At 66.6% G+C, this 12,015-nt stretch carries 11 protein-coding genes; 4 read left to right on the top strand and 7 right to left on the bottom strand.

Annotation, left to right across the window (positions count from 1 at the left end; genetic code table 11):
• Window positions 1-46: 46 nt before the first annotated feature.
• On the top strand, window positions 47-1,168 hold the full coding sequence (locus PVT71_RS02270) for a porin (protein ID WP_353472878.1): 1,122 nt from the start codon (window positions 47-49) through the stop codon (window positions 1,166-1,168).
• A gap of 4 nt (window positions 1,169-1,172) precedes the next feature.
• Here the strand turns inward: PVT71_RS02270 and PVT71_RS02265 are convergent, their stop codons facing one another.
• On the bottom strand, window positions 1,173-1,631 hold the full coding sequence (locus tag PVT71_RS02265) for a MarR family transcriptional regulator (protein ID WP_353472877.1): 459 nt from the start codon (window positions 1,629-1,631) through the stop codon (window positions 1,173-1,175).
• 71 nt (window positions 1,632-1,702) lie between these two features.
• Here PVT71_RS02265 and PVT71_RS02260 point away from each other — a divergent pair, with 71 nt between their 5' ends.
• Window positions 1,703-2,053, top strand: a complete 351-nt coding sequence (locus PVT71_RS02260; RefSeq protein WP_353472876.1) for a DUF1428 domain-containing protein — start codon at window positions 1,703-1,705, stop codon at window positions 2,051-2,053.
• 16 nt (window positions 2,054-2,069) lie between these two features.
• On the opposite strand, the gene fnrL is transcribed toward PVT71_RS02260, so the two are convergent.
• Window positions 2,070-2,816: a transcriptional regulator FnrL gene (fnrL, locus tag PVT71_RS02255; protein WP_353472875.1), complete on the bottom strand. Its 747-nt coding sequence runs from the start codon at window positions 2,814-2,816 to the stop codon at window positions 2,070-2,072.
• Window positions 2,817-2,880: 64 nt separating this feature from the next.
• Here fnrL and hemN point away from each other — a divergent pair, with 64 nt between their 5' ends.
• Window positions 2,881-4,236, top strand: a complete 1,356-nt coding sequence (gene hemN, locus PVT71_RS02250) for an oxygen-independent coproporphyrinogen III oxidase (protein ID WP_353472874.1) — start codon at window positions 2,881-2,883, stop codon at window positions 4,234-4,236.
• A 39-nt stretch (window positions 4,237-4,275) separates the two neighbouring features.
• Here the strand turns inward: hemN and PVT71_RS02245 are convergent, their stop codons facing one another.
• The 5 genes from PVT71_RS02245 to PVT71_RS02225 all read right to left on the bottom strand — a co-directional run bounded on the left by PVT71_RS02245 (window position 4,276) and on the right by PVT71_RS02225 (window position 11,019).
• Entirely contained in the window at window positions 4,276-5,871 is a 1,596-nt protein-coding gene (locus PVT71_RS02245) for an ABC transporter ATP-binding protein (RefSeq protein ID WP_353472873.1), read from the bottom strand.
• On the bottom strand, window positions 5,868-7,073 hold the full coding sequence (locus PVT71_RS02240) for an ABC transporter permease (RefSeq protein ID WP_353472872.1): 1,206 nt from the start codon (window positions 7,071-7,073) through the stop codon (window positions 5,868-5,870). The genes PVT71_RS02245 and PVT71_RS02240 overlap by 4 nt, the downstream gene beginning before the upstream one ends.
• A gap of 1 nt (window position 7,074) precedes the next feature.
• Window positions 7,075-8,187: a microcin C ABC transporter permease YejB gene (locus PVT71_RS02235; RefSeq protein ID WP_353472871.1), complete on the bottom strand. Its 1,113-nt coding sequence runs from the start codon at window positions 8,185-8,187 to the stop codon at window positions 7,075-7,077.
• 1 nt (window position 8,188) lies between these two features.
• The gene (locus PVT71_RS02230) at window positions 8,189-10,171 is read right to left on the bottom strand and encodes an extracellular solute-binding protein (RefSeq protein ID WP_353472870.1); all 1,983 of its coding nucleotides are present in this window, start codon (window positions 10,169-10,171) and stop codon (window positions 8,189-8,191) included.
• Between the two features lie 341 nt (window positions 10,172-10,512).
• Complete coding sequence (locus PVT71_RS02225) at window positions 10,513-11,019, bottom strand: cytochrome c family protein (RefSeq protein ID WP_353472869.1); 507 nt, start codon at window positions 11,017-11,019, stop codon at window positions 10,513-10,515.
• A 144-nt stretch (window positions 11,020-11,163) separates the two neighbouring features.
• Between PVT71_RS02225 and PVT71_RS02220 the strand changes: the two genes are divergently transcribed.
• The gene (locus PVT71_RS02220; protein ID WP_353472868.1) at window positions 11,164-11,997 is read left to right on the top strand and encodes a prephenate dehydratase; all 834 of its coding nucleotides are present in this window, start codon (window positions 11,164-11,166) and stop codon (window positions 11,995-11,997) included.
• Window positions 11,998-12,015: the final 18 nt, after the last annotated feature.

Below are 12,015 nucleotides of genomic sequence, written 5' to 3'. Positions count from 1 at the left end.
CCGGTTCGAGCCCTTTCCCCCTCCCTCTTCCAGAGGTCTTTCAGCCATGGCCATTTCCCGACGCGTCCTTCCCGGCCTCGCCGCCGTCTCCGCCTGCCTCGGCGCGGGCGCGGTCCTTGCACAGGAGGACAATCCCTTCACCTACAGCAACGCCTCCGGAGGCTCGGTGACCTTCTACGGCCAGTTCAGCCCGAGCTACCTGCATTTCGACGACGGCGAGAAAAGCTATGACGAGGCCGCCGACAACAACAACTCGAACACCCGGCTCGGCTTCGATCTCGACCAGGAGCTGTCGAACGGGCTGAACCTGCGCTTCAAGGTCGAGACGGCGCTGGGCGTGCCGTCCACCGCCGATCTCGACCAGAGCGGCGACCAGGTCTGGGACTGGGAGCGCACCGACCTGCGCAAGTTCGAGATGATCATGTCCGGCGCCTTCGGCGCGGTGTCGCTGGGGCAGGGCTCCATGGCCTCGGACGGCTCGGCGCAGACCGATCTGAGCAAGACCGCCATCGCGGGCTACGTCAACAGGCCTGACCTGATCGGCGGCTATTCCCTGCGCGACAGCGACGGCAACCGCTCGGACATCAGCTGGTCGCAGGTGCTGGGCGACTTCGACGGCGGCCGCCGCAACCGCATCCGCTACGACTCCCCGGACTTCAGCGGCTTCAGCTTCGCCATCGCCTATGGCGAGGAAATCCTGAAGAAGGACGACGACGCCGAGTATTACGACATCGGCGCCTACTACAAGCACACCTACGGCGTCTTCGACATGGCGGCCGGGGCCGGCTACGGCTGGAAGGACGGCGACGGCGGCACCGACGAGATGTACGCCGCCTCCTTCTCGATCCTGCACACGCCGACCGGGCTCAACGGCACGATCGCCGGCGGCGGCGAGGATGGCGGCGGCAGCTACGGCTACATCAAGCTGGGCTGGATCGGCGACCTGATGCCGGTCGGCTACACCGCCTTCTCGGCCGATTACTACTCGGGCAACGATTTCCACAGCGACGGGTCGGACTCGGAATCCTGGGGTCTCCAGGCCGTGCAGTATTTCGAGGACATCAACCTCGAGGCCTATCTCGCCTTTTCCGAATACAGCTTCGACGAGGACGGCGGCAGCTACAAGGACGCCTCCTCGACCCTGTTCGGGGTGCGCTGGAAGTTCTGAGCCCTCAGAGCTCGCCGAGCTTCACCAGGGCCGCGCGCAGCTGCGCGAGGTCCATCCCGCCAAGCGCGTCGTCGACCGTGTCATGCTCGCGCCGCCAGATCGGCATGGCGGCGTGCAGGATCTCGTGTCCCCGCGGGGACAGGCGCAACAGCTTGCCGCGCTTGTCCTCCTCGTCCGCCGCGGTCTCGACCAGCCCGCGCCGCTCGAGCACCTTCAGCGCGGCCGTCAGCGTGGTGCGGTCCATGGCGAGGAAGGGCGCAAGATCGGAGATGCGCGGCGGCTCGGGGCGGTTCAGCGACATCAGGATCGAGAACTGCCCGTTGGTCAGCCCGACCGGCTTCAGCGCGATGTCGAAACGGCGGCCAAGTGCCCGCGCGGCGCGTTGGGCGCGGAAGCACAGGCAGCGGTCGCGCACTTCCAGCGTCGTCTCGTAGGGCAGGTCGGGGGCCAGGGTCTCGGACATGTTCGCTCATTCATGTTGATATCAACCCAATTATGCGCCTATGCTCGGGAAGAGCAACAGGGAGATGTCTCATGACGTATGTTTGGGGATTTCTGACGCCCGTACCGCAGGAAAACAAGGCAGCCTATGTCGAAGCTTCCCGCAAGACATGGGACTTGTTCAAGGAATACGGGGCCTTGTCGATCCACGAGTGCTGGGAGGCCGACGTGCCCGAGGGCAAGCTGACCTCCTTTCCCATGGCGGTGAAGCGCGAGGCGGGCGAGGCGGTGGTGTTCAGCTGGATCATCTTTCCCGACAAGGCAAGCGCCGACCGCTGCGGTGCCTCCTTCGACACCGACGAGCGCTGGAAGGCGACGATGGACATGCCCTTCGACGGCAAGCGGATGATCTACGGCGGTTTCGAGCCGGTGTTCGAAGCCTGATCAGCGGTGCGGGCGGTCAGGCGAAGACGCCGCCGTCCGCATCGTCGCCCGCCTCTTCCAGCAGGCGGCCCATGTCGGGGATCGTCACGTGGCGCTTGCCCTCGAGCTCGATCACCCCGTCCTTGCGCAGCGCCGAGACCTGGCGGCTCACCGTCTCGAGCGTCAGCCCGAGGTAGTCGGCCATCGCCTCGCGGGTCAGCGGCAGGTCGAAGGTGAGCCGGTCGCTCACGTCGCGCTGGTTGATCGAGGCATCGCGGCGGGCGATGATCGACAGCAGCGAGGCGATCTTCTCGCGCGCGGTCTTGCGGCCGAGCACCAGCATCCATTCGCGGGCGGCGTCGAGCTCGTCCAGCGTCATCTCGAGCAGCCGCTGCGCGATGTGCGGCGTGCGGATCATCATCTCTTCGAAGGGGGCCTTGCGGAAGCAGCACATCACCAGATCGGTGGTCGCCACGACGTCATAGGCGGCCGAGGCGCGCCCCGGACGGCCGACGAAATCCGACGGCAGCAGCAGGCCGACCATCTGCGTGCGCCCGTCTTCCATGGTCTGGGTCAGCGTGGCGATGCCCGAGACGACCGAGCCGACGAAATCCATCCGGTCGCCGGACCAGATCACCGTCTGCCCGGCCTCGAACCTGCGGTAATACTTGATCTCTTCCAGCCGCTCGAGCTCATCCGACTCGCAGCGGGCGCAGACGGCGCGGTGACGGATCGGACATTCGTTGCAATTCTGCGATACCGCGAGGCTCTTTTCGTTCAGCATTCCATGTCCAAATCTTGATCTGCGTCAAAGTCGCGCCGCGGAAATTTTTCGTAAGCGTACGCGCATGATTACGCGAACACAACTCTCCCGACTCGGCCTCTTCGACGCAAAGGTGCCTCGTTACACGAGTTATCCTACGGCCCCGCATTTCTCCGGCGATGTCACCCCGGGGGACTTCGCGGAGTGGATCGAGGCCGTCCCGGAAAATGGCACGGTCTCGCTCTACCTGCACGTGCCTTTCTGTCGCAGGCTCTGCTGGTTCTGCGCCTGCCGCACGCAGGGCACCGCCACGCTGGGCCCGGTGGAGAGCTATGTCGAGACGCTGAAGGCCGAGCTCGACCTGCTGAAGCGGCACCTGCCGCGCGGGGTCAAGCTGTCGCGCCTGCACTGGGGCGGGGGCACCCCGACGCTGCTGTCGCCGGACCTCATGCGCGCGCTGATCGACAAGGTCGCCGAGGTGGCGGGCTTCGCCGAGGGGGCCGAGTTCTCGGTCGAGATCGACCCCAACGAGATCGACGGCGCGCGGCTCGACGTGCTGGCCGCGGGCGGGATGAACCGCGCCTCGATCGGGGTGCAGGACTTCGACCCCGAGATCCAGAAGACCATCGGCCGCGAGCAGGGCTACGACGTCACCCGCGCGGCGATCGACATGATCCGCGAGCGCGGCGTCGCCAGCCTCAACGCCGACATCCTCTACGGCCTGCCGCACCAGTCGGGGGCGAAGATCACCGAGTCCGTGCAGAAGCTGCTGGCGCTTTCGCCGGACCGGGTGGCGCTCTACGGCTATGCCCACGTGCCCTGGATGGCCAAGCGCCAGCAGATGATCCCCTCGGACGCGCTGCCGACCCCGGACGAGCGGCTCGACCTCTTCGAGACCGCGCGGCAGCTCTTCACCTGGGACGGCTATGCCGAGATCGGCATCGACCATTTCGCCGTGCCCGCCGACGGTCTGGCCGTAGCGCAGAAACAGGGCCGGCTGCGGCGCAACTTCCAGGGCTATACCGACGACACCTCCGAGGTGCTGATCGGGGTCGGGGCCTCGTCGATCTCGCGCTTCCCGCAGGGCTTCGCGCAGAACGCGCCGGGCACCTCGGCGCATGTGGCGGCGATCCGCGGGGGGCGGTTCTCGACCGCGCGCGGCCACACCTTCCGGGGCGAGGACAAGCTGCGCTCGCGGATGATCGAGATGCTGATGTGCGACTTCCGCATCCGCGCGGAGGAGCTGGTGCGCGAGCATGGCGCGACCGAGGCGGAGCTTTCGGCCATGTACCGCGCGGCCAATGCGCGCTTCGACGGGCTGATGGAGATCACCGGGGACGGGCTCTTCATCCCGCCCGCCGCACGGCCGCTGACGCGCATGGTGGCGCGCAGCTTCGATGCTTACGATCTGTCGAAGGCCGGGCACAGCTCGGCGATCTGAGCCGGTCCCGGGGCTGCCGCCCCGGGCCCTGAGCAGGGATCAGCCCGCCAGCTCGAAGGCCGCGGCGAAGAGCTTCTGCGTGTAGTCGGACTTGGGCGCGGTGAAGATCTCGGCGGCGTCGCCCATCTCGACCACGTCGCCCTGCTTCATCACGATGACCTTGTGGCTCATCGCGCGCACCACCTTCAAATCGTGGCTGATGAAGAGGTAGGCAAGGTCGTACTTGCGCTGCAGCTCGCGCAGCAATTCCACGATCTGCACCTGCACGGTCATGTCGAGCGCCGAGGTCGGCTCGTCCAGCACCACCAGCTTCGGGCGCAGCACCATGGCGCGGGCGATGGCGATGCGCTGGCGCTGGCCGCCGGAGAACTCGTGCGGGTAGCGGTGCATGGTGGCGGGGTTGAGCCCGACCTCGGTCATGATCTCGGCCACGACCTCTCGCGCCGGGCGCCCGTCCGGGGAGCCGTGTACGCCGAGACCCTCGGCGATGATCTGCTCGCAGGTCATGCGCGGGCTGAGCGAGCCGAACGGATCCTGGAAGACGATCTGCATCTCCGAGCGCAGGCGCCGCAGCTGGCGGGTCGAGAGGTTGCGGATGTCGCGCCCCTCGAAGGTGATGCCGCCCTGCGACTGGATCAGCCGCATGATCGCCAGCGCCAGCGTGGTCTTGCCCGAGCCGGACTCGCCGACGATGCCGACGGTCTCGCCCGCGCGCACCGAGAAGGACGCGTCGTTGACCGCCTTCACGTAGCCGACGGCCTTCTTCAGGAAACCCTTCTGGATCGGGAACCAGATCTTGAGGTTGTCGGCCCGCGCCACCTCCTTCGCACCCGGCGCGACCGGGCGGGGGGTGCCGGTGCTCTCGGCCGAGATGAGCTTGCGCGTATAGGGGTGCTGCGGGTTGGCGAAGAGTTCGGCGGTGGCGCCGCGCTCGACGATCTCGCCGTCCTTCATCACGCAGACCCGGTCGGCGAACTTGCGCACGATGTTGAGGTCGTGGGTGATGAACAAGAGGCTCATCTGCTCGGACTGCTTGAGCTCGGCCAGCAGCTCGAGGATCTGCGCCTGGATCGTGACGTCGAGCGCCGTGGTGGGCTCATCGGCGATCAGCAGGTCCGGCCCGTTGGCCAGCGCCATGGCGATCATCACCCGCTGCCGCTGCCCACCGGAAAGCTGGTGCGGATAGGCGGACAGCCGGCTTTCGGGGTCGCGGATGCCGACCTTGTTGAGAAGGTCGAGGATGCGCGCCCGGGCCTTCTCGCCGGTCAGCCCCTGGTGCAGGGCAAGGCTTTCGCCAAGCTGCTTTTCCAGCGTGTGCAGCGGGTTCAGCGAGGTCATCGGCTCCTGGAAGATGAAGCTGATGTCATTGCCGCGCACCTTGCGCAGCCGCTTGAGATCCGCGCCGATCATCTCGTCGCCGTTGTAGCGCACCGAGCCCTCGACATGGGCCGCGTCGCCGAGCAGCGAAACGGTCGAAAGCGCGGTGACCGACTTGCCCGACCCGGATTCGCCCACCAGCGCCACGGTCTCGCCGCGCGGGATGTCGAAGCTGACGCCCTTGACCGCAAGGCTGCGCTTGCCGTCCTGCGTGAAGCTGACCTTCAGGTCGCGGACCTCGAGGATGTTGGCGCTCATGCGAAGGTCTTTCTGGGGTCGAAGGCATCCCGCACGCCTTCGAAGATGAAGACCAGCAGCGAGAGCATCAGGGCAAAGACGGTGAAGGCGGTGAAGGCCAGCCACGGCGCCTGCAGGTTCTGCTTGGCCTGCAGCGTCAGCTCACCCAGCGACGGCGCCGAGGAGGGCAGGCCGAAGCCGAGGAAGTCGAGCCCGGCAAGCGTGCTGATCGTGCCCGTGACGATGAAGGGCAGCATGGTCAGCGTCGCCACCATGGCGTTGGGCAGCATGTGGCGGAACATGATGGTCCAGTTGCTGACCCCCAGCGCCTTGGCCGCGCGCACGTATTCGAGGTTGCGCGCGCGCAGGAACTCGGCCCGCACCACGCCGACCAGCGCCGTCCAGCCGAAGAGCACCGTCAGGAACACCAGCAGCCAGAAACTTCGTCCCAGGATCGCGAAGAGGATGATGATGACGTAAAGCGAGGGCGTCGCCGACCATATCTCGATCAGCCGCTGGAATATGAGGTCGAGCCAGCCGCCGAAGAAGCCCTGCAGCGCCCCCGCGAGGACGCCGACCAGCGACGAGACCACGGTGACCACCAGCGTGAAGAGGATCGACAGGCGGAAGCCGTAGATCACCCGCGCCAGCACGTCGCGCTTGGTGTCGTCGGTGCCCAAGAGGTTCTGCCCGTTCGGGGGCAGGGGCGCGGCGCCGGGGCGGTCGACGGGGGTGTTGAAGCTGTAGGGGATCGGCGGCCAGATCATCCAGCCCTTGACGAAATCGCCCTCGGGCGCACCGCCGGCCTCGACCGTCTCCATGATCCCCTCGGGGTCGTCGAAACAGGTCTCGATGCCGCCGGTGCGGATGAGGCACTGCACCTCGGGGTCGCGGTAGGCGGCCTCGGTGCGGAAATCGCCGCCAAAGGCGGTCTCGGGGTAGAAGTTGAAGATTGGCATCTTCAGCTCGCCCCGGTAGCTGACGAGGATCGGCTTGTCGTTGGCGAGGAACTCGGCGAACAGCGACAGTCCGAAGAGCAGCAGAAAGAGCCACAGCGACCAGAAGGCGCGGCGGTTGCGCTTGAAGTTGCGCCAGCGCCGCTGGTTCAGCGGCGACAGCTCGAACCGGCCGGGCCGGGGCTGGATCTCGACCGGAATGCCGGGCTCGGGCTGCGGCCGGAGCGGCGCGGATTCGGCGATGCGGGGATCGGGCTCGTAGCTCATCTCAGCCCTCCCGCTTCTCGAAGTCGATGCGCGGATCGACGACCACGTACATCATGTCCGAGATGATCCCGACGACGAGGCCGATGAGGCCGAAGATGAACAGCGTGCCGAAGATCACCGGGTAGTCGCGGGCCACCGCCGCCTCGAAGCCGAGCCGACCGAGCCCGTCGAGCGAGAAGATGGTCTCGATGATCAGGCTCCCCGAGAAGAAGACGCCGATGAACACCGCCGGGAAGCCGGCGATGACGATCAGCATGGCGTTTCGGAAGACGTGGCCATAGAGAACCTTGCTCTCGGTCAGGCCCTTGGCGCGGGCGGTCATCACGTAGTGCTTCTTGATCTCGTCGAGGAAGGAGTTCTTGGTCAGCAGCGTCAGCGTGGCAAAGGCCGAGATCGTCGAGGCGATCACCGGCAGCGCGATGTGCCAGAAGTAGTCGGCGATGCGCGCGGGCCAGCTGAGCGTCACCCAGTTGTCCGAGGTGAGGCCGCGCAGCGGGAAGATCTGCCAGAACGAGCCGCCGGCGAAGAGCACCAGCAGCAGGATGGCGAAGAGGAAGCCGGGGATGGCATAGGCCACGATGATCACGCCCGAGGTCCAGGTGTCGAAGGACGATCCGTCCTTCACCGCCTTGCGGATGCCAAGCGGGATCGAGACGATGTAGGCGATGATCGTCGACCAGAGGCCGAGCGAGATCGACACAGGCATCTTTTCCAGCACGAGGTCGATCACCGAGATCGAGCGGAAGTAGCTCTCGCCGAAGTCGAGCCGCATGTAGTTCCACATCATCCCGAGGAAACGCTCGAGCGGCGGCTTGTCGAAGCCGAACTCCTTCTCGAGGCTGGCGATGAACTCGGGCGGAAGGCCGCGGGCACCGACGTATTTCTCGTTGCCGCCGCCGCCCATGCCGGCGCCGACCTCGTTCATGCCCGCGCCGGGGGCGTTGCCGCCCCCGCCCGAGAAGCCGCCGAAGACGTCGCCCTGGCCCTCGATCTGGGCGATGATCTGCTCGATCGGACCGCCGGGCACGAACTGCACCAGCGCGAAGTTGATGACCATGATCCCCAGCAGCGTGGGGATGATGAGCAGCAGTCTGCGGAGAATGTAGGCTCCCATATTACTTCAGCACGCCGGCCTCTTTGAGGGCCTTCTCCTTGTCGGGGTTCACCCACCACAGGCTGAGGTAGCCGAGGTCGTAGGGCGGGATGGTCTCGGGATGTTCGTACATGTCGTAATAGGCGACCCAGTAATTCGCGATGTACCCGTCGGGCACGATGAAGAACTCGTAGCGCAACGCGCGGTCGAGCGCCATGAGGGCCACGTCGGTTTCCGCCTGGCTGGACGCCTCGAAGCTGGCGGCGATGATCGCGTCGACCAGCGGGCTGGCGAGCCCGGCGGGGTTGAAGAGCGAGAAACCGGCCTCGCGCGAGCCGTACATCTGGCTGAGCCCGCCGCCGGTCGAGAGGAAGGCGCCGTAGCGGCTCGAGTAGATCATGTCGTAGTCGCGCTCGCGCTGGCGCAGCGTGTATTGCGACGGATCGACCTTCTCGTAGCTGGCATCGACGCCGATGGCGCGCAGGTTCTGCACGTAGGTCTCGTGCATCGACTCCACGCTGGCCTCGATGTTCGAGGGGATGATCATGTGCAGCTTCAGCGTCTCGCCCGCCTCGTTGCGCGCAAGCCCGTCGTCGCCCACGGTCCAGCCGGCATCCTGCAGCAGCTTGGTCGCCGAGCGGCGGGTGCCGCGGCTGATCAGCTCCTCGGGGTCGCTCTGGTGCATGGTCCAGACGTCGGTGGTGTAGAGCTCCTCGGGCACCACGTCGCCGAGCGTCTTAAGGAACTCGAGCTCGGCGCCCTCGGGCAGGCCCTTGGCCTCGATCGGGGTGCCCTCGACGAAGGAGCTGCGCGGGCTGTAGAGCCCGTAGCGCAGGCTCTCGTTGCTCCATTCGAAGTTGAAGGCCAGCGCGATCGCCTCGCGCACGCGCTTGTCCTGCAGCTGCGGCTTGCCAAGATTGAAGACGAAGCCGGTGGGGTTGGGCGGGCTGCCGTCGGCGATCTCTTCCTTCTTCACCGTGCCGTTCTGGATGCGCGGGAAGTCGTAGGACGTGGCCCAGAGCTTGGGATCGCTCTCGACGCGGAACGTGTACTCGCCCGCCTTGAACGCCTCGAACGAGGCGGTCTGGTCGGCGAAATACTCGACGCGGATGGTGCCGTAGTTGTGCCGGCCCTTGTTGAAGGGAATGTCGCGGCCCCAGTAGTCGTCGCGCAGCTTGTAGACGATGCGGCGGTTCACCTCGTAGCTGTCGAGCTTGTAGGGGCCCGAGCCGATGGCGACCTCCATGCGCGGCTCGTCAAGGCGGCGCTTCTCGGGGTCCTCGTCGAACCAGGCCTTCTTGAACACCGGGGTGGCGCCCACCGTCTCGATGCGCGAGCGCTTGGTCAGCTCGGTGTTGAAGGTGAACTTCACCGTGTGCTCGTCGAGCGCCTCGGCGCCGGTCACCATCTCGCCGACGGCGGCGGCATAGGAGGGCAGGCCCTGCGTCACGAAGAGCTGGTGCGAGAAGACCACGTCCTCGGCGGTGACGGGCGTGCCGTCCCAGAAGGTCGCCTCGGGGCGCATGTGGAAGATCACCCAGGACTTGTCCTCGGGATATTCGAGGCTCTCGGCGAGGATGCCGTAATACTGGCCGACGGAATCCTCGGTGCTCTCGATCAGGCTGTCATACTGCAGCGTGGTCAGCGCGCCGGCGCGGCCCTTGCGCGAATAGGGGTTCATGCTGTCGAAGGTGCCCGAGGCGCCCAGCACGATCTCTCCGCCCTTCGGCGCATCGGGGTTGGCGAAGTTGAAGTGGGTGTAATCGGCGGGGTAGTCGAGCTCGCCGAAATAGGAATAGCCGTGCGAGGTGACGATCTTCTGATCCTGCGCCTCGGCCTGCGGTGCCGCGGGCGGCTCGGCGGCGGGGGCGGCGGTCTGCTGCGCCCATCCGGCCTGCGCGGCCAGGGCGATCCCCAGCGCCGTCAGCGCGCCGAGAAGGGGGCGAAAGGCAATGGGATCGAGGCTGCGAATGGCGGCCGCGGCAGGGCGCGTCGTCCGGATCATGTGGTCTCCCCTCTGGTTGACGGCTTTGCTCGCGCCGCTTGCTGTAAGCTAAGGGCCGGTCGCGACGACATTCAAGCCGAACTTGCTGGAGATTGCGTGAGCGCGCGCGATTTCGGCGCGAGCGCGCCTGCCATGGCGCGGCCGCCCCCGCGCGGAGGGGCTTTCCGCTTGTTTCGCCAGCGGTTTTCCGCGGGCCGAAATATCCCGGTGGCGGCGGTCATGTGGCTTCGGGCGAAGCCCCGCCAACAGCCGGATCCCGCCAAGCCGGCAGCCGGATCCCGCCAATGGAAAAGGCCACGGCGCGGGGCCGTGGCCTTCGGAATTTGCCATCGCGCGGGGCGTCAGCCGCCCAGCGACTCCAGGTAGGCGATCACGTTCACGCGGTCCTCGGCCTTTTTCAGGCCGGCGAAGGACATCGCGGTTCCGGGCGCCACACCCTTGGGGTTCTCGAGGAAGTGGAACAGGTTCTCCGGGGTCCAGACTTCGCCGACCTGCAGGAGCGCGCCCGAGTAGCTGAAGCCTTCCGCGGTGTCGATGTTGCGCCCGACGACGCCATCGAGGTGCGGACCGGTGGCGTTGTTGCCGTCGACCTTGTGGCAGGCACGGCACTTGCCGAAGACCTTCTCGCCCTTGGCCGCGTCGGCCGCGGCCATCAGCGTCGCGAAATCGGCTTCACCGCCGCCGGTGCCGCCGCTGTTGTCCGCGACCTCGATCACGTAGGAGGCGACTTCCTCTCCGTGACCGCCGACCTCGTACAGCTTCTCGCCGGCCCAGCCCCCGAGCAGATAGATCAGCCAGGCGCCGCACAGGCCGCCCACCACCTTTGTGATCGTCATGGTATCAAGCATGTGTCGCGTGTCCTCCCCAGGTCGGGCGTCGAAAGATAACCGTCGTTCAGTGGTCTACGGCTTCCCTTACCGTCTGGCAAGGTATACTAGGCGCGACCAAATGCCCTCAAGGCTCAAGTGTTTCCAAAACGACGCGAGACTGACATGACCAACCGCATTGCCTTCCAGGGAGAGCTTGGCGCCTATTCGCACCAGGCCTGCCGCGACGCCCGTCCGGACATGGAGGCACTGCCGTGCCGCACCTTCGAGGACGCGATCGAGGCGGTGAAGACCGGCGAGGCGGACCTGGCGATGCTGCCGGTCGAGAACTCGACCTACGGGCGGGTCGCGGACATCCACTCGCTGCTGCCGCACTCGGGGCTGCACATCATCGGCGAGGCCTTCGTGCGGGTGCACATCAACCTGCTGGCGCTGCCGGGCGTGCCGCTCGAGAAGATCGAGAAGGCGATGACCCACACCGTGCTGCTGGGCCAGTGCCGCAAGTTCCTGAGCGAGCATGGCATCGCGCGGCTGACCGGCGCGGATACCGCCGGCTCGGCGCGGCAGGTGGCCGAGATGGGCAAGCCCGAGATCGCGGCGCTGGCCTCGGAACTGGCGGGCGAGATCTACGGGCTCGACGTGCTGGCGCGGCACATCGAGGACCAAGGCAACAACACCACGCGCTTCCTGATCATGTCGCCCGAGGCGAATCATGAGCGCCGGGGCGAGCACGGGACGATGACCACCTTCGTCTTCCAGGTGCGCAACATTCCCGCCGCGCTCTACAAGGCGATGGGCGGCTTCGCCACCAATGGCGTCAACATGACCAAGCTGGAAAGCTACATGGTCGGCGGCTCCTTCACCGCGACGCAGTTCTACGCCGACATCGAGGGCCACCCCGAGGATCCGGCAGTCAAGCGGGCGCTCGAGGAGCTCGAGTATTTCACCGAATACCTCGAGATCCTCGGGGTCTATCCGCGCGATCCGCGTCGCGACTGATCCGGGGGCAGGGGAGGA

Source organism: Salipiger sp. H15 (genome assembly GCF_040409955.1).
Lineage (GTDB): Bacteria > Pseudomonadota > Alphaproteobacteria > Rhodobacterales > Rhodobacteraceae > Salipiger.
This window is presented reverse-complemented; position numbering and strand designations above follow the sequence as displayed.